The organism is Vibrio sp. D417a, from assembly GCF_030248595.1.
In the GTDB taxonomy this organism is placed as follows: Bacteria; Pseudomonadota; Gammaproteobacteria; order Enterobacterales; family Vibrionaceae; genus Vibrio; species Vibrio alginolyticus.
Genome location: NZ_JAHGAM010000016.1, coordinates 35,022 through 53,446, shown reverse-complemented (window position 1 = coordinate 53,446; position 18,425 = coordinate 35,022). Strand labels below are relative to the sequence as shown.

At 42.6% G+C, this 18,425-nt stretch carries 15 protein-coding genes, 1 tRNA gene and 1 pseudogene; 9 read left to right on the top strand and 8 right to left on the bottom strand.

The annotated features are described in order from the left end of the window. Positions 1 to 26: 26 nt before the first annotated feature. Positions 27 to 380: a DUF3024 domain-containing protein gene (locus KI742_RS15945; protein WP_285386071.1), complete on the bottom strand. Its 354-nt coding sequence runs from the start codon at positions 378 to 380 to the stop codon at positions 27 to 29. A gap of 266 nt (positions 381 to 646) precedes the next feature. On the opposite strand from KI742_RS15945, the gene KI742_RS15940 reads away from it, so the two are divergent. Further along, positions 647 to 1,471 carry a phosphate ABC transporter substrate-binding protein gene (locus KI742_RS15940; RefSeq protein ID WP_285386069.1) on the top strand — a complete coding sequence of 275 codons (825 nt, stop codon included), beginning with the start codon at positions 647 to 649 and terminating at the stop codon, positions 1,469 to 1,471. 63 nt (positions 1,472 to 1,534) lie between these two features. Here KI742_RS15940 and KI742_RS15935 read toward each other — a convergent pair whose 3' ends face one another. Next, positions 1,535 to 2,215: a MaoC family dehydratase gene (locus KI742_RS15935; RefSeq protein WP_005375670.1), complete on the bottom strand. Its 681-nt coding sequence runs from the start codon at positions 2,213 to 2,215 to the stop codon at positions 1,535 to 1,537. Between the two features lie 329 nt (positions 2,216 to 2,544). Here KI742_RS15935 and KI742_RS15930 point away from each other — a divergent pair. Next, positions 2,545 to 2,635: transfer RNA gene (locus tag KI742_RS15930), tRNA-Ser, on the top strand. Positions 2,636 to 2,796: 161 nt separating this feature from the next. Here the strand turns inward: KI742_RS15930 and KI742_RS15925 are convergent. Continuing rightward, a complete protein-coding gene (locus tag KI742_RS15925) occupies positions 2,797 to 4,347 on the bottom strand; it encodes a PAS domain-containing methyl-accepting chemotaxis protein (RefSeq protein ID WP_198556859.1) in 1,551 nt (516 codons plus the stop codon). 285 nt (positions 4,348 to 4,632) lie between these two features. On the opposite strand from KI742_RS15925, the gene modF reads away from it, so the two are divergent. Further along, complete coding sequence (gene modF, locus KI742_RS15920) at positions 4,633 to 6,087, top strand: molybdate ABC transporter ATP-binding protein ModF (protein WP_285386066.1); 1,455 nt, start codon at positions 4,633 to 4,635, stop codon at positions 6,085 to 6,087. Here the strand turns inward: modF and KI742_RS15915 are convergent. Then, positions 6,075 to 7,547, bottom strand: a complete 1,473-nt coding sequence (locus KI742_RS15915) for an EAL domain-containing protein (RefSeq protein WP_005386194.1) — start codon at positions 7,545 to 7,547, stop codon at positions 6,075 to 6,077. The two genes, modF and KI742_RS15915, sit on opposite strands and share 13 nt — an antisense overlap. A 348-nt stretch (positions 7,548 to 7,895) precedes the next feature. Between KI742_RS15915 and KI742_RS15910 the strand changes: the two genes are divergently transcribed. The 3 genes from KI742_RS15910 to KI742_RS15900 all read left to right on the top strand — a co-directional run bounded on the left by KI742_RS15910 (position 7,896) and on the right by KI742_RS15900 (position 12,810). Then, positions 7,896 to 8,630 (top strand): IclR family transcriptional regulator, encoded by a 735-nt coding sequence (locus tag KI742_RS15910; protein WP_005386192.1) that lies wholly within the window; start codon positions 7,896 to 7,898, stop codon positions 8,628 to 8,630. A gap of 6 nt (positions 8,631 to 8,636) precedes the next feature. Beyond that, on the top strand, positions 8,637 to 9,476 hold the full coding sequence (locus tag KI742_RS15905; protein ID WP_053307815.1) for an arginase family protein: 840 nt from the start codon (positions 8,637 to 8,639) through the stop codon (positions 9,474 to 9,476). A 307-nt stretch (positions 9,477 to 9,783) separates the two neighbouring features. Continuing rightward, positions 9,784 to 12,810: a DUF6701 domain-containing protein gene (locus KI742_RS15900; RefSeq protein ID WP_285386064.1), complete on the top strand. Its 3,027-nt coding sequence runs from the start codon at positions 9,784 to 9,786 to the stop codon at positions 12,808 to 12,810. Positions 12,811 to 12,874: 64 nt separating this feature from the next. Here the strand turns inward: KI742_RS15900 and KI742_RS15895 are convergent, their stop codons facing one another. From KI742_RS15895 to pcp, 4 genes are all read right to left on the bottom strand, one after another. Then, positions 12,875 to 14,167 (bottom strand): DEAD/DEAH box helicase, encoded by a 1,293-nt coding sequence (locus KI742_RS15895; protein WP_025768979.1) that lies wholly within the window; start codon positions 14,165 to 14,167, stop codon positions 12,875 to 12,877. A gap of 170 nt (positions 14,168 to 14,337) precedes the next feature. Continuing rightward, positions 14,338 to 15,324, bottom strand: coding sequence for a GTP-binding protein (locus KI742_RS15890; protein WP_104980800.1), 987 nt, complete (start codon positions 15,322 to 15,324; stop codon positions 14,338 to 14,340). A gap of 63 nt (positions 15,325 to 15,387) precedes the next feature. Next, positions 15,388 to 15,651: a hypothetical protein gene (locus KI742_RS15885; protein ID WP_005375648.1), complete on the bottom strand. Its 264-nt coding sequence runs from the start codon at positions 15,649 to 15,651 to the stop codon at positions 15,388 to 15,390. Positions 15,652 to 15,849: 198 nt separating this feature from the next. Further along, positions 15,850 to 16,488 carry a pyroglutamyl-peptidase I gene (gene pcp / locus KI742_RS15880; RefSeq protein ID WP_053350641.1) on the bottom strand — a complete coding sequence of 213 codons (639 nt, stop codon included), beginning with the start codon at positions 16,486 to 16,488 and terminating at the stop codon, positions 15,850 to 15,852. Between the two features lie 288 nt (positions 16,489 to 16,776). On the opposite strand from pcp, the gene KI742_RS15875 reads away from it, so the two are divergent. The 3 genes and pseudogenes from KI742_RS15875 to KI742_RS15865 form a co-directional block, all read left to right on the top strand. Continuing rightward, positions 16,777 to 17,025, top strand: a complete 249-nt coding sequence (locus KI742_RS15875) for a hypothetical protein (RefSeq protein WP_005375646.1) — start codon at positions 16,777 to 16,779, stop codon at positions 17,023 to 17,025. A gap of 306 nt (positions 17,026 to 17,331) precedes the next feature. After that, on the top strand, positions 17,332 to 17,544 hold the full coding sequence (locus KI742_RS15870) for a cold-shock protein (RefSeq protein ID WP_005375644.1): 213 nt from the start codon (positions 17,332 to 17,334) through the stop codon (positions 17,542 to 17,544). Positions 17,545 to 17,903: 359 nt separating this feature from the next. Beyond that, positions 17,904 to 18,212: pseudogene (locus KI742_RS15865) on the top strand (S1 RNA-binding domain-containing protein); the annotation flags it as partial. Positions 18,213 to 18,425 lie beyond the last annotated feature (213 nt).

Genomic DNA, 18,425 nt, shown 5'->3' with positions numbered 1-18,425 from the left:
CGGCATTCGCATCCGTTGGGCTCGCCCTATTCCCAAAAACACGCTTGAGGATCACGCTCCAATTCGTTGAGTAAGTCCTCAAGCATTCGGCTAAATGGAAGTGGCTTATAAGGCACCCACCTTAACAGCTCGTTGTGATATGTGGGAACATAGAAATACCAAAGTTGGTTGTCCTCATCAAACATGATCTTCGCGACGGGAGAAGTATACTCGCTATGCTGGGAGTCGAGGAGAAAATGCGCCCGATGAAGCTCAACACCATTTTCTACTAGCTCATAGAGGCACTTGCCCTGTTCGACAGGCAAGTTAGCATTACGCACAGAGCAGAGCGATTGAACTGATTTGTATAAACGACTTGTCGCCATTTGGGACACTGACATCAACGTTCTCCCGATGGATGATAGTTAGAGCTGTCGATCCTAGTATATAACCTTTACATCATCACCGATGGTAGTTATCTACCTAACTCAAGTATAAGATAGCTATATTATCATTTGCCCAGATTATCATCTCAATCCACTTGGAAACGCTAGCTCCATCACCTCTTGACTAGAAACAATTCCCCTGTTTAGCGCTAACAGTTCACAAAAGTGTAACCTGAACGCAATATCATAAACTCTGCTTTATCCCGTATATGGAGTTTAATATGTTACGTTTTACTGTGGCGACGTTATTGGCCATAGCAGTCTCCCTCCCTACCATTGCAAAAGAAATCAACATCTCAGGGTCAACGTCGGTTGCTCGTGTGATGGATGTACTTGCTGAGGAATACAACAAAACACACCCAGACGATTACGTTGCTGTTCAGGGCATTGGTTCGAGTGCTGGTATCACCATGGTCAATAAAGGAGTAGCCGAAATAGGCATGAGCTCTCGCTATCTGACTGAAAGCGAAAAAGGTGAAGATCTCAATGTATACCCTATCGCTTATGATGGCCTCGCTGTTGTTGTAAACCGTACCAACTCTATAGAAAACCTTTCTCAGCAACAACTATTTGATATTTACAAAGGTAAAATTAAGAATTGGAAAGAGGTCGGGGGCGCAGATCAGCCTATCGCGGTGGTTACTAGAGAAGCGTCTTCAGGTTCACGTTACAGCTTCGAAAGCTTGCTGGGACTGACCAAAATCGTTAATGATCGCCTTGTCTCGGATATCAGCCCAAACAACTTGGTTGTAAACAGCAACAGCATGGTAAAAACCATTGTTAACCATAACACTCGCGCCATTGGTTTTATCTCTGTAGGGTCAGTAGATCGCTCGATCAAGGCGATTCAGTTAGATGGTATTGACCCAACCTCGACAAACATTAGCAATCATAAGTACAAGTTGGCGCGACCATTCCTAGTGCTATACAAAGTAGATAAGATTAGCGATGCAGGTAAAGGTTTTATCGCTTTCCTTCGTTCAGAGCAGGGACAAAAAGCGATTGCAGATTACGGTTATACGCCAGTAAAAAACTTTAATCAGTAAAAATAAAAAAGAGAGCACCTTGATGCTCTCTTTTCCTATGTAGTGTTCTCTCCGGTTTCGGAATTAGAAATGCAGTTGAATTACAGAGACCACAACCGCACCAGGTCGACGAATACCTTCAATTTCCACTTTAATTTCGCGCTCAATCTCCAAACCTTTTTTGATTGGCGTTACTTTTGTTAACGTGCTGACTGCACGAACATTATTGCCTGCTTTGACAGGGTAAGGGAAACGGACTTGGTTTAAACCCAAGTTAACTACCATTTTAGCTGTTGGGAACATTGGCTTGTCTGGATCGACTGAATCCGTCAGTTTAGGCAGCAATGCTAATGTTAAAAAGCCATGAGCGATAGTTGTCTTAAATGGAGATTCAGTTGAAGCACGCTCTGGATCAGTATGAATCCATTGCATGTCTTCCGTTACCGCACCAAATTGGTTAATACGTTCTTGAGACACATGAACCCAATCACCAGTGTGAATAACTTCGCCAATTTTTTCACTTAACTCGTCATAAAGCTTTTGAGCCTCAGGTGCCATTACGATCGGTGCAGGTTGAGGTGCAACTTCTTCGTTGACGGCTGGCTGCTGGTGATCACGAACTTTTGAGAAAAGAAAGCTATTTTGAGCTTTCCCCAAAAAGTCACTCCAATAATCGCGTAACGTTGGAGACATCCAATTCATAAACTCGGATTGATGAGCAGAAATCGCATCAACTTTGTCTTTAAATAGATTTGTGACCTTCATAAACACCCTTAAGAATTCTAAGCACAACTGGCTATACCAGTTAATTTTGAATTAGTTCACAAAGTCTTGCAAATACTTTCGGGCGAACACATGTACCCTAAAAGCATGTTATGTCTTATATATCAGCAAGATAACAATAAAACACCATTTTATTGACGTGCGCCAATATAAAGTAAAAACTCTATAAATTGGTACTTTTTGTCCCTTTTTCACTCCGCTTTCAAACTGTCCAACATCACATCAGTGATCATAAAACAAGCAAACAGTACTTCTATTATAATTCAGCACTTTACAAGTCGGACTATGCTCCTTATTATACCGCCCACAACGGAGAGATGGCTGAGTGGTTGAAAGCACCGGTCTTGAAAACCGGCATACGTTAATAGCGTATCTAGGGTTCAAATCCCTATCTCTCCGCCACTTATTTAGAAAGCTCGCATTTATTGCGAGCTTTCGTCGTTTTAGCTCTTACAAAAACGAGATTTAGAAATCCTCGATCGTAAACGAATCCGGCACTTCACTATATTCCAGTTAAAAGCCCGCTAATGTTTAGCGGGCTTTTAACTCCGATTTTCTAAAGTTTAAGCAAACTTCTTAATCATTTCAGACAGGTCATTGGTGCAATTTTGCACTTTGGTGTTCATATGATTCGTTTCAGTCATCAGTTCATACGATTCACTGTACTTTAAATTAAGCGACTGGATGTTTTCATTTATTTCATCCGTTACATAAACCTGCTCTTCTATCGCGACCGCAATTTGTTGGTTTCGTTCGACGACGTCCTGAACAAGGGACTCCAGTTGTTGAATGCTATCCAAAGCAGTACCCAGCAATGTTACCGTTCCGGTCGACATTTCGTTACCTTTCTCTAACGCAGAAACCGCTGATTTGCTCCCATTTTGAATCCCTTCAATGGCCGATTTAATCTCTGTTGTCGATTCCTGAGTTCTTTTAGCTAAGGTTCTCACTTCATCTGCTACAACGGCAAACCCTCTGCCTTGTTCGCCTGCCCTCGCGGCTTCAATTGCAGCGTTCAACGCTAATAAATTAGTTTGTTCGGCAATACCATTGATGACTTCAACAACGGTTCCAATTTGCTCGGTTTGTTGGTTCAAACGTATGACCACTTTAGATATTTCGCCGAGCTCATCAACCAACTCTAAAACCGATTGGTTAACATTATCGATAACGCTACGGCTGTCTATCATCGTATTTTGCGCTTCTAACGTAGCCTCGGCGGTCGCTTGAGCATTATTTGATATCTCAGATGAAGAGGCTTGCATCTCGTTGACCGCTGTTGCGACCGAGTCAATCTCCACTTTCTGTGCGCTTAAGTTCTCCGTCACTTGCTGGCTATTTGTCGCAGCACTGTTAGCACTTGCGCGCGTTTCTTCACAAGAGTCTTTTACAGACACGCCAACGCGCCCCAGTAGCGCATTGGCAAATTGCTTACGCATCTTCATACCCAGCTCAATCTCAGCCAGATCGTTGATTCTTCCGCAATAAATATATTCCATGAGTGGATTGTTGAAGTCTTGCCTAGCCTGTTTAGCGAGCTTCTCAACTGGTCTGGTTAATACATAAATAGAGAAAACGGAAAGTAACGCAACAACGCCAAACGCTATCACTGGTGATTGATTCATTTGTAGAATGAGTAAGCCAAGAAGGTTTGAAATTAAAAGGAAGAAGGCCGATCTCATCCACAAACGTGTACGAGGAAGATACATTTTCCACGGCTTACGATTATTTCGAAGCTTCGAATACGCTTTTTCCGCTCGCTGGATGTGTATACGCTCAGGTTTAAATCTCACTGATTGGTATTCCACAACTTCACCATTAGATTTTATAGGAGAAGCAAACGCGTCAACCCAATAATAGCCGCCGTTTTTACGTCGATTTTTGACCATTCCCATCCAGTGTTTGCCAGTTTTCAGGTGAGTCCATAAATCTTTAAAAGCCTGTTTTGGCATATCAGGATGACGCACAACATTGTGGGGTTTACCGATAAGCTCCCCTTCATCAAACCCCGCGACTTCATTAAAGTTTTCACTGGCATATTTGATGTAACTGGAGGTATCGGTAATGGAAACTAGGCTGTAACTCGAGGGGTAATCGTATTCCGTTTCACTCATAAACATGTGTCCTTACATTGATTAATTAACAAACGGCAAATATGAATTTATCAGCATAACATATACATGCATAATGATAGGTTGATTCAAAAATAAAACAAAATTATTGACAAGTTTACTTGTTACTTAATGACTCTAGTCGCATTTTTATCCTCTAATACAAGGCTTCGTTAATATGCACAAGACTGAGCACTGTTCAAAATTAATACACAAAAGCGCTTCCGTACTGAGTTCGTAAATTGTTATAAGTAATCCACTAAAACGAAAACAAGGAAGACAAACGCAATGACTATTCACTTTCGTCAGCTTGCAGCTAAGAGAAACACGACACACTTGTTTATTGACGATTGGAAAATTAACACTCAGCAGTCTTGGGGGATATTCAGCGCGGATGGAGATATTGGCTCTCTGCTTGGAGACCTTATTTGTGATGAAATGTCACCAGATAGTGGGGAAATTGAGCTAAATGGGCTGTCCGTTGCGCAAGTGTCGTTATCAGAGCAACAGCGATTACTGGAAAGAGAATTAGAAAAGGATGATACGGATTTTCTTGATCGTATCGACCAAGGGAGCACTGTTTATTCATTAATCCTAGAGCAGAGCCAAGACACCAACTTAACTGAACAGCTAATTAATGATCTCGACCTAAGTCATCTTAGAGATAGTGGCTTCCGTGTTCTCTCTACCGGAGAAACCAGAAGAGTAATGCTCGCCCGAGCTTTAGCCACACAACCTGACTTAGTATTACTCGATAATCCATTTACTGGCTTAGATATTGCGCACCGAGCTGCTCTCGCTCGCTATTTACACTCGCTTTCTCAAAATGTGCAACTACTCATAACCTTCTCTCGCGAATCTGACATGCCTGAGTGGATCAATAGCATCGCGCTTTTCAGTGCAGGAAAGCTTGATAGTACAATGGATAAGTCCAGTTGGGATAATCATCCAATCATTGGACAAATTAAATCTCAGTCAAAGCAACAGAGTGAAGAAATGATGAGCTTGATACGTCAGCATCAGCACTCGACACCATTCAACAACCCAATATTTGAACTAAAGAATGGGGCTGTTGAATACACCGATAAGAAGATTTTTACTGACTTGAACTGGCGCATAGACAAGGGCCAACATTGGCAGGTCAAAGGTCCAAATGGTTGTGGAAAGAGTACCTTACTTGGATTGATCTTTGGCGATCATCCGCAATGCTACAGCAATGACATTGATATTTTTGGTAAAAAGCGTGGTACTGGCGAGACAATCTGGGAAATTAAGCAGCATATCGGCATGGTGTCTTCAGCGCTACACCTCCAATATCGAGTCAATTGCAGCGCATTAGAAGTCATTTTGTCAGGATTTTACGATTCGATCGGGTTGTATAACCAGCCAACTCGCAAAGAGATGGATATTGCAAACGAGTGGCTCGATATCTTACATATGAGCCAGTACAAAAAAAACTCATTTAAGCAATTAGAGTACGGCCAGCAGCGACTGTTACTGATTGCAAGAGCCATCGTGAAACAACCCACATTATTGATTTTGGACGAGCCGTATCAAGGGTTAGATTTTTTGGGTAGACGGTTAGTTAAGAACACACTTGAACTCATCGCTAGAGAGAATTTAAGCCAACTATTGTATGTGTCTCACTACCAAGAAGACCGCTTAGATAGCATCAAAAATGAGTTAGAGTTTGTGTTTGATGAAAATGCTCAGTGTTACAGAGCTAACGTCTACCAATCATAATGACTTCGCTGCGCAAGCTGCTCATAGGGTAATGGTTTGGAGTACAGGTATCCCTGATGATATCTCACTCCCATCTGCTTTAAGTGTTCAGCTTGCGCTATGGTTTCCACGCCTTCAGCGATCAATTGTACTTGTAATTCTTCCGCGAAGTGAACCATCGCTTTTAAGACAGAAGCACTAAGGCTAGGAATACCAATGGTTTCGACAAAGCACTTATCGATTTTTAAGTAATCTATGCGCATGTGCTGTAGAAATGCTAACGAGGTTTGGCCAGTTCCAAAATCATCGATCAGCACATCAATACCATGCACTCGCAGCGCTGCAATGCATTTTCTCGCCTCTGAATCAATGAGCTGACGCTCTGTTATCTCAACCCCTAATGAGACTTTGTTTCGGCTCAACTGTCTGTCGAGCAATTGAATTTTTCTGATCGCGTTTGGTCCGACTAAATAACCAGGCGGCACGTTAATACCAAGGTGGACAGGCTGATCAAAGCCTAATTTACTGAAGTCCTCTGCCGCTTTATCCAGAACGAAATCAGTAAGTAAAAAAACCAATCCACTTTGCTCTGCCGCAGGGACAAACTCATCCGGAGAAATGAACCCCTTACTTTGATGCTCCCATCGCACTAGCGCTTCAAACCCGAATAACTGGCCGGTATCAACGTTAACTTGCGGTTGGTAATACAGGGTCAACTCTCCTCTTTTTATCGCTCTTTTAAGATCCAGTATCAAATTGCGATGAGGATCAATAAACTTATTCAACGCATACAAGCAAAGGTAGATCACGAAAATAATTGGAATTGAGTACAAAAAATAGGAAAGTGTTCTCTGTTTGACGAAAAGATCGCTGGCTTCACTCAAAGCTTCATACTCAAACATTTGCGACGATTTGATACCGATAGGATTACTTCCCGCTCTTAATGCTCCTTCTGGTGAAACTTGATCATGGATAAACAGCGCAGAGCGTTTTAGGCGTAAATCGTTGTTAAACCCTATTGTCGCATTAAAGTAGTCATGATCGATAATCGTTACGGCTTGATAACCCCGCTCTCCTTCCGTTACCACTAGCAAGAACTGATCGTACAAGCTATCAACACTACCAAGCGCTAGCGTTTGTCCCTTGGGAAAGGCGATGTGCTCAGCTAACGGTTTAGAGATACTTCCCAATTTCGAAGAACAAGTAATGACTCCCTCTTTCACAATGAGCATTTCTTCAATATCTCGTTCAAACATTAAGCTTTGCTGGAGCTCTTCACATCGTTCAGGGTGTAGCAACGCCGTGCGGTTTTCTGTCTCTATTTGGAATAAAATTTCATCTGCAATTTGCACATTTTTTTCTAATAAATGATTGAGATTGTTTTGCACGCTTTCACGAGCTAAATACAAAACCTCTCCAATAACCAAGGGAATAGGCAGAAGAAAAATGATGGCTTTTTTAAAAATCGCCTTATTCAGCATATAAAAGTAACCTTTTATAAAACCGATTTACTGAGATGGTACCTCGATTCCGATACCCGCTAGCAACTCACGTTTTTTAACATTATTTGTTTGGATTAACTCAGTATGCGAAACGCTGAGTAATACCGCAAACTAAACAATGTCTTATTCACTCCTGTTCCAATTTAGTATCAAGCGCCTCAAACCTGAGACTTTAATTCGACACCATGTTATGTCTATCGGTACTTGCGAAAGTCTTTACCTGTCTGTTTCTCATCATGTGAGAATTACCCATTAAAATTATTTTTCTTTTCTCAGTGATTAAGAATTATATTTGTCGTAACTCCTACAACACGTTACAACACTCTCATGACGACAAACAAAGCTAATGCTAACCAGGTAAACGAAAAATCACTGCAGTTGTTAATGCAAGTTGCAGTTAGTCCGTTCCCAGTTTCTGCGAAAACGCTAAGCGAGCAATTGAACGTTCCTTTAAGCAGCCTTTACCGACACTTAAAACTGCTTAAAGAGTGGAACTTGATCGAAGAAAGCGTTCACGACAAGACATTTGTCGTTGGTCCGGCGGCATTATTACTCATGCACAGCTATGAGACCGCGCAACATGGGCTCGACATGGTCGAAACCATACTGGCTAGGTTGGTACAACAAACCGGGGAAATGGCCGCTTATATGGTACCAGCGGGTTATCGTGCGCTTTGTGTCAGACAGAAAGAAAGTATGCAGGCGCTGCGTTGCAGCTTCGTCCAGGGTCAAAGTCAACCTCTGCTGCGCGGTGCCTCATCTAAAGTGATGCTTGCTTTTATGCCTCAAAGTCGATGCGAGAAAATCTTGAGATATTTTAATCAAGATCACCGACGTGACGAGTGGGAAAAAGAGCTCACAACCATCCGTAAACACGGATATGCCGTCAGTACTTCTGAGATTGACCCTGGTGTTTCAGGTATTAGCGCACCGGTAATGAAAGGAAGCAAACTGATTGGCGCAGTCTCGGTGATGGCTCCGGCCCACCGAGTCGAAAAGGATAAGCAGCGCATTATTTTACATGTACTGCAAGCGGCAAGGGCACTACCACCAGAAAGGTAATTCATCATGTTAAGCTTTTTCAAACGCTATAAACTCCACCACACCGTGAAACAGCCGCAGCATTACCCTTTTTCTTTTATGACAGTGTGTGAGTATTTGCCACCCATGTCTAAGGGCGCGTTTGAATTAGCTGATCAAAGTTTGGAAAATGCTAGCGATTGGCTATACCAACAGCATGATCATGAAACCGCTGAAAACTTTGGTCACTTCAACCACGACAAGCTGGAAAATGGCGAGTTTCAGGAAGCATTAAGCCTTTCGCTTTCTCGCCACTCAATTCCTGTTTTAGTAACTAACTGTACCGAGGCAATCTTGTCCATGTTACCTGTGGTCGTGTCCTATCGAGACGAAGTGGGTGTGGTAAATATTGGACATGACATGAACTTGAAACCAACACTTGAGCCACGCTTAGGCTCTGCATTCCATTTTGCTCTTTCTCGCTATCAAAACGTACGATTGTTTTTTGCTGGCGTCAGTGAGCAAGAGACGAAGCAGGAAACGTGGGAATACGCGGAAGATCAAGGTTGTGATTGGGTGACCGAGAAAGAGTTTTCTTTTCGTCATCGCAATAACGTTAAGCAACAGATCGGCAATTACCTAGACCACTGCGACCAAATAATCATTAGTATCGACCTTGGATCTCTAAAAACCAAAAACAGCCTTGATGGCGCGTCAGAAATTGATATCCAAATGGTTCTACGCACGATTAGGCAATGTTTGGTTGCAGGTAAAGTGAGAGCAATTCAGCTCGTTGGCGATCGAGATTGTCTGGTGTATTCGAGACAAACGAAAGCCATACTAGAAGAGTTATATCAGATGGCTCCACTCATCGTTCACGCTGCCTAGCGTTATAAACATTCAGAATCAGGATCGCTTCCTTCCTGATTCTGAACCAACATGCTTACTTATTATCCTTAACTAACAAATAGTTACACATATAAATCGACACACATCACACTTACCTCTTGAACTAACCTGACACTTACGTTGTAATAAGGCCGCTAAACTTTGGTATGACATACGAAATAAAAAATAACCAAAGTTCAATAACTAAGCGGCTTCAAAACAAAAAAGTACCGCAACTATTCCAATTTCAGTGAGCATTTGCTCACGCTCGCTTGATGCCATCTTGTTCCACTCATTAGGACATTTGATGATGCGTCTTTGCAGTATTTTCACTGCGGTTCTTTTTTTACCGCTAACCTCACACGCCACCACTTATGACGTAAAAGATCTATCTGAGTTAGGTCAACTTTGCTCACACAAGAGTTTTAGTATCGAAAGCGATGGCACGACTTATCGCTGTACAGGGAAACTAGTCCTACCCGCTGGTGATAAAATTGTCTCCTCATTACCGGAAAAAGAGATAACATTAAAAGCAGATTATGGCATTGTGTTAGAGGGGAATAATACAATTGGTGAACCCAATAAACGTATCTCTCTACACGCCCTCGCTACCGGATTAACGGTTAACAATGAGAAAGCATCAAACCTCGACGATTACCAAAACAAACACACTGTCATCTATGGTGATCTTCTATCGGCATACCCAACAAAGCTTCATAACATTCTCATAGACGGGAATATTAAGCTAACAGGTTCGACACTTAACATTGATGGAATGTACAACACCATTATTGGTGATATTTCGACACACAGCACGACCAATATATTTAATACAAACATCTGTGGTAAGGTCGAATCACAAGGCGAAACACTACACCTAAAAACAAACCATCCTTTACAAGACCATTTTGTCGTCGGTGATGTTTCTGCGCACAACTCTCTGATTATAAAAGATATGTCGATCTATGGTACGGCTGAATCTGTAGGATCGTCAGCTACATTAAATGGCTCATTCTATAGTTCCACCGCAGCAATTAAATACTTCCAAACATTGAACTTCAACAACGCTCCAAATCAGCCTAGTCAAGTTTGTGGTGAAATCCAACAAACGCCAGGAAGTGCACAAACGAAAGCACAAGACAACAAATACACGCAATACTGTGGATTGGGCGAGGCTGATTGTCACTACTCTTCCCAAGTCTGTCCAATCACCCCTCAAGATGTTCCGAATTGCAGCATGCAGCCTCCATCGGAGAACGACTTAAACCTCAGCGTCACACCATCGGACGACATGGCACTGATGTGCGGCGACGATCTTCCGCAATTTACAGCAACAACAACCAATAATGGAGAAGTTGTAAGCGCAGAAGTCAGTGCTGTCCTATCACACCCTGACTTGTTCACTTTAGAGGTGGTTAAAGGTCAGCAGACATTAGGAGCCAACCAATTTATATCTGACGAGAATGGTGAACTTGTTGTTCGAGTGGTTCCGAATAATATTGATACGATCTCGTTAGATACCAACTACACACTAACTTTCACTATGGCGAAAGACACGAGCAAGCATCAAACTGTTCGCTTTATGTTTACGCCATTTATGTTTGAGGCCTACTCAAAGACAAAAAGCACCACTTTAAATGAAATACGCGTTATTGCAGGTAAGCCAGAAAACGTGCATACGCGATTACTTGCTTGTGCCACCACCGGCGAACCTGTAGTAGCAAGCAACTACAATGGTACGCCTAAAGTTTTTCATCCATTGGTTCAACCATTAGGAGGAAGTGAAGGAAACTTTAGCTATTCAGCAGAATTTGAAGATGGCTTGTCTGAACATGGTCTTATCACGAACGAGTCCGGCATATTTGAAGTGACACTGTCCGATCATTTTGAATGTGAGGGATTTGAAGAGTGCCCTGAAGAAGGCAAAGTGGAAGTGAAAGGAACATTTAATGTGTACTCGCGACCATGGACACTGGCTATCTGTGACAACCAACGTGCTTTGCCTTCTGGCACCTCTGAACAAGGAGATGGGTTTATTGCCGCCGGAGAACTTTTCTCTCTAACAGTGAAGCCGATCATTTGGCAACCTGACGGCTCTGTAAGTGGTTCTGTTGAATCAGCACGCTATTGTGATGCCTCTATCACCCGTAATTTTATGCTTGATGACGCTCCAGCAGCATCCGTTGTCTTGTCGAGTGAGCAACATACGCCATCAGAGACAGCGAACCAAACCTCAAAATTGCTAAAAAGTAGTGACTCACTGGCTCAGGCGCATAATTCAGCCAAGAATGATCAATTCGTCTTTAATGGATTATATTGGGAAGAAGTCGGGAGCTTGAGAGTAAAAGCAAACCTAGAAAGTAAATATCTAGGTATGACTGTGAACGAAGGCTATCGTTACGTTGGTCGTTTTTACCCAAAATATTTTCAAGTGCAAGACCAAGAATGGCACTACCCACATGGCCAAACTTTTGCTTACATGAATCAACCTTTTGAGAAAGTCACTTACGATGTTGTCGCACTCAATGCGAATAAGGAAAACGTGAAGAATTACGTCCACTTTTCGTCTAACCTTCAACAACATTTCGATTTAGGCGAGCTAAGCTCATACTCCGATCGGTTTTTGCCGCCTAAGCCTAAGAAGGTAGACTGGAAACTACTGGGTAGCGCGAGTGTTGGAACGTTTGTTATAGAGAAGCCCTCGACCAATGCGACTTGTAACAATAGCCCATGCTGGAAAAAGAACACGACAGATAAGCAATATCCTGATGGTCCATTCAATACCGAGACTAATAGTGATATCAGCCAAATAGGTTTAGTCTCAGTAAAAGCCGTTGATGAGGTAAACTTCTTCGACGATAGCGAAGTGCTCACAAAACAACCAGACATTCGATTCGGTCGTTTGAACTTTCAAGATGTAGGTGGCAACCAAGGCATGGTGATCAAAGTGCCACTTGCTGTAGAAACTTGGCAAAACGGTCGATTTATGACTAACTTCGATGACAGCTCAACAACGGCGAATGGTGAATATTACTTCAGCACGCCAATTTGGTCGAATGCGCCTGCAAACAACGCCATGCTTTCTGGAGTTGGGACAATGCATGTTGGCAGGATGACCGATATCGTTGCAAGCCAAATTGACTCAGCACGCGAGCAAATACAATTCCACCTGGATTTAGACGGCTCAGGTAATCGCATCCCTTGGCTGAAATACGATTGGGATAACACGACAAGTGAAGAGGAAAATCCACCTGTTACAGTTACGTTTGGTATTCACCGAGGAAACGATCGCATTATTTATCGTGGTGAGCCAAATATGCTTGGCCTAAATTAACGCGAAACGACAAAACAAAAAAAGCCCCTCAATTGAGGGGCTCTTTTCACACAGACTGTGTAATTTACTTTGCGCCACGACGCGCTTTCAGGCGCTTCACCATAGCAAGACGACGCTCTGCCGACCCTTGGTCTGTTGCCGACTGGTTCGGATTATTACGACGACCTTGACGATTCTTGAATGCTGGTTTTGAGTGCAGCTTTTCAATGTAAGATTCACGCTGTTTTGGTTCATAGCCTGCAAGCTCAATACGGCGAATTCGCTGCTGGATTAGATTTTCAACCTGAACAACCGTGAGCTCTTCATCTCGGTTTACAAATGAAACAGCATGGCCTTGTTTACCTGCACGGCCTGTACGACCAATTCGGTGAACGTAATCTTCCGCTAGGAAAGGCATGTCATAGTTCACAACGTGAGGTAAATCTTCAATATCTAGACCTCGAGCAGCGACATCGGTAGCCACCATGACACGTGCTTTACCGGACTTGAACTCTTCTAACGCACGACGACGAGCACTTTGAGCTCTGTCACCATGACAAACCACCGCTTTGATACCATCAAGTTTCAGCTCTTTTACAACGTCGTTTGCGGTCTCTTTGTAGTTCACAAATACCAGCACTTGTTTCCAGTTCTTACGACCAATCAGCTCCGAAAGCAGTTCCGTTTTTCGCTCTTGATCAACTGGATATAACACGTGAGCAACTGTCTGTGCTGTCGTATTCGCTCGCTCAACTTCAATACGCTTAGGCTTACGCAGGATATCTTTTGCTAGCAGATTTAGTTGGCTCGAAGTCGTTGCAGAAAACATCATAATTTGCGGATCAGTATCCACATCCAGCATGATCTTACGTACTGCGTGAATAAAGCCCATGTCCAAGATACGGTCTGCTTCATCAAACACTAAAAACTCTAAGTGTGCGACCGAGACATTACCTTGTTCAATGTGCTCTTCCAATCGACCAGGTGTAGCCACTAGGATATCTACACCGTTTTCTAATGCCGTTACTTGAGAAGACATTTTACGGCCACCGAAAATCGCAGCCACCGACAGGTTCGTGTACTTCGTGTAAGCTTTGATGTTGTCAGCAATTTGTTCAGCAAGCTCACGAGTTGGAGCCAAGATAAGTGCGCGAGCAGTCTTACGAGAAGCGCTACGGTTACTGTCTAGCAACTGCTGAATCATAGGCAGAGAAAACGCAGCCGTTTTACCAGTACCTGTTTGTGCTGTAGCGAAAATATCATGGCCTTTGCGAGCCATTGGAATCGCCTTCTGTTGAATTGGCGTTAACTTTTCATAACCGCATTCTGCCAGTGCTTTAACCACTTCTGGCGCAAAACCTTGAGATGAAAATGACATTGAGCGTATTCCTTAAACAAACCACTAAAAATAGCTTTAAAAATTTAGCCGTGCACTATACCCGAATTTGAGTGATTTATCTCACTTTTCTCATTGAAATCCTACAAAAGAAAAAACGGTGAGCACAGATATATTAGTGGTTCACCGTTTTCGTTTAACCTTTGCGCGATTTAATGTTTGATGCCAGATAACTGAAGGAGAATTCGCTCAAGCTCATCCCATGGCAACAGCTGAGAATCTATCACTTCTAATCGTGATTCAAAGCCTTCTAAGCTGATTTCATTCACCGACACGACTCGGTTGGCAACATTAAACGCGTAACAACCTTGATCCGTATTGACCACTGCTTTAACACGCTCTGCGGTCAAGTCCGACAGCATAGAGAAAAGCTTTTCAAAATCAAACTTATACTCTGCCCCAAACAACCACCCACAACTAAAATAACCCTGCCCTTTGTTCTCTTTGCGCACAAAGGCTTCACCAGGCGCCAACTGGAATTGAGGCTCTTGGTGAGCGTGGTCATGATGATGTGACTCGATATGGGAAGAAGCGCTGCCGTAAACCCGCTCAATATCCAAGACTTCTATCGGCAACTCACCGTCATGAATAAGCTTACTGAATACTTTTGAAGGGGATTGGTCCGTCACCCAGTCATTAAACACATCAAGGTCGTGGCTGGAACATAGGTCAACCTTACTACCAATAACCACATCTGCACTGTTTAACTGGTCCACGAAGTTTTGGTTAGAAAGATACTTTTCATCACTTAAGTTACGCGGATCAACCAAGGCAATCGTCGCTTTAAGATCAACGTAAGGTTCATACTGCTGTGAGGTAAGCGTCGCGATAACCTGTTTTGGATGACCAAGGCCTGTCGGCTCAATCAATAAACGGTCCGGTTTTTGACGCAATAATGCGGTGATACCTACCGACATCGGCACACCCGCAGTGCAGCACATACAACCACCCGGCACTTCTTTAATCAACGCGCCTTGGTCGGTCATCAATGCACCGTCGATGCCAATCTCACCAAATTCATTGACCAAAACCGCCCAGTTTTCTTTTTCCGGTTTGTTCTTCAGTAGATTTAAAATCGTGGTCGTTTTACCGACACCCAAAAATCCGGTCAGTATGTTGGTTGGTACTCGATTTGACATGCTTATCTCCGACACGTTAGTGCATTAATGCTCCAGCAAAGTATACGGAGAATGTGACTCGCTTCAACGCTTTTTATCGCACGCATCAAGCTCATTGCGTGATGCGTTGGAACACATTTTTCGAGCTTGTTTGGGTTGACTTATCAACTCTGAACGCTTCATATCAGACAGGTATCTACTGGTATAAATAACGCAAGTAAAAAACGCGATAATAGCGACTACGATGGGAAGAACTCCGAGCGTGTTTTCGAATTTAAGCGCAGCAATAGCCAACGCGAAAACAACGACAGAGATAAGTGCGATTGACTTACTTTTGTTGCTTTTCATAATAACTCGCCTTTCGTAAAGTTAGCCCCCTAACACCTCCTGTACTAGAGGAATGTCAGTTTGAACAACATCCAACCTGACTATTCAATGCTACTCCTTTCGCTACTTGTGAAATTTGACAAAGCTAACATTTACTACAACATCAAACGACGAGCTTATTATTATCTTTCAGATACTTACTGGGTTTTAAAACACTTACTAGCAAATCGTTCCACCGCTTACCAGGATATCGCTATCATTGGCAATACAAACTTGCGCCACCAGCCTCAGCCCTTCGACTATCATGTCCAAAGACATAGAAGGCTGACTGCCATTTGCTGCTTGTTCTGGCAATAATGGAATATGAACAAACCCGTGACGAATCGGATTGTCTATCAAGTAATGTTGGATCCCATAAAAGAGATGGTTACATACAAATGTTCCAGCACTGTTGGAAATCTGGCTAGGTATACCCTGCGTTTGCAACGTTTGCACAACACGCTTTATCGGTAGTGTCGAGAAGTAAGCATCAGGACCATCGGCCACCACGGGTTCATCAATCGGCTGATGACCAGCGTTATCTGGAATACGAAAATCATCGACATTAATTGCGACACGCTCTGGGGTTATCGCGCTACGCCCGGCCGCTTGCCCTACAGTAATCACACAGTCTGGCTGGTGCGCTTCTATTGCTTCAATAACGACTTTCACCGAGTCATATCGAACTACGGGGACTGGGCAAGTAACTATCACACCGCCTTTTATGGCCGCAGCCTCTAATTGCTTGACCGCTTCTAAGGCGGGGTTAATGGCGTCACCACCAAAAGGTTCAAAACCGGTAATCAGGACTTTCTTCATAACAGCCTTTAGGAAAAGAGTTTTACAAATTATTGCACTCCCCTTCACCCCATCCAATAGCAAAAGTATTGTTGACATAAGCCAGACAACATTGTGTGACTCATGTCTAACCAGAGAGTGTTTTCTGCCTCATTGAATCTAGGCAAGTTCCGGACTATCGAGACTAACTATCGATGATTAGTGGCAGGACGAGGCTCTATCATTACATGACTCGCGCAGAAACTTGGTTTCCACGCTTAACTTAGGTAGAGTACGCGACCGCAATGCAATTCGAAGAGATTGAATACAATGAATATTGATAACCATGTAATCGAAACGATTGAAGAGTTAGAGGCATTTCTGCATTTAGTAGAAAGCGGCGCTCTTGGCCTTGAAGGTGTCACTGGCGTTGCGCTAGCCACCTCTAATACCGATGGTCGTCCATTTGTTGCCGTATTAGGAGAAAAGCACCAATTGCTCCTTGGCCGCTGGGTTTCGCAGCACGTATATGACAATGGTAAAGACATCGTTCGTAACGGCCCAACCAGAAAACACTAAGCGCTCGACGCCACCTATAACATCACGCCGTCTTATACACCAAGCGTATGCTTTGAAAGCAATGCGCTTGGCGTACTCAAAAAATAAAAAAGAAAAGGCTAGCCTTTATTAATTTTGTCGGTATACTGCACATCAGCTCTTACGGAAAGAGCTATTAATGTAATTAAAGATCAAAGTTTCTCTCAGTTCCACATCGAATTCCTCGTTTACGTTCCTGCGACAAAATAGTTATCTCTAAAATCATATAGTAGCACTTGATATTAGCTAAAAATTCAATATTTAAAACAATCAAATATAGAGGTATCTATGTCTAATAAATTAACTGGTTCAGTAAAATGGTTCAACGAAACTAAAGGTTTTGGTTTTATTTCTCAAGACAATGGCGGTGATGACGTATTCGTTCACTTCCGTTCTATTGTTTCTGAAGGCTTCAAAACTCTTACTGAAGGCCAAAAAGTATCGTTCGTTGTTGAACAAGGTAACAAAGGTTTACAAGCAGCTGAAGTAACTGCACTGTAATTCTTTGTGTGGCATCAATGTTGTTGGTGCCACAACCCCCTTCCACTTGTTACTGCCCTTACTATTCTCTATCTAAGTTTATATAGCCAAATCACTTACCTCTCCCACACCATCATTAATCACTTTCAATAAAGTCACTTTGGTATACATCTTTAGGTAATCACACAACCTACCTTGCAATTCCAGTTTGGAATTAAATTAATCTCATTCATATCTGAATCACTTCGCCTCATGCTTTGCTCATAAAAATAAAGTTTATAAAATAAAAGCGATTGGCGAATATAAGAGAAAAAATGAAATTAAATATATCTGCTCAATCAATAAATTCTAATAACTACGAGCACATAATCCCTAGCTGAGAGATTGAGTTTGCACTGAAATGTCATTACATGAAGCCATTTATCGGACAACACTTCATAGGGACAGCGTCTGGATTCACACACTTCGGAGCATTTGTTGAGTTAGAGGAAAACCGAATCGAAGGTCTCATTCCTTTATCAAATTTCCAAAATGGTGAGTTCGAATTTGATGCAGTCAAACAAAAAATTTCCAGCCAGAGCGCCACGTTTACTTTAGGGAGCAAAGTGCACGTGTTGGTTAAAGACACCGATTCGAAAAAAAGAAAGATCATGTTCAACTTAAAAGATGCGGAACACGCGGTAGGTTAACCTGTTTTAGGTTACTTTCTAATCCATTAATCAAAAATAAAAAATAAGCTTTTAATACCGCAATTAACTTGTGACATTTCGCTGACATCGACTCATTCTAAAACCCTAATATCTGACAAAGGAAACGAATCTAATTTTTGTTTCCAGACACCATCGCAGAGTGTATTTCCAGCACTCTGTTTGCCTCGAGAGGTTCTTATGACAGCCTAGGAT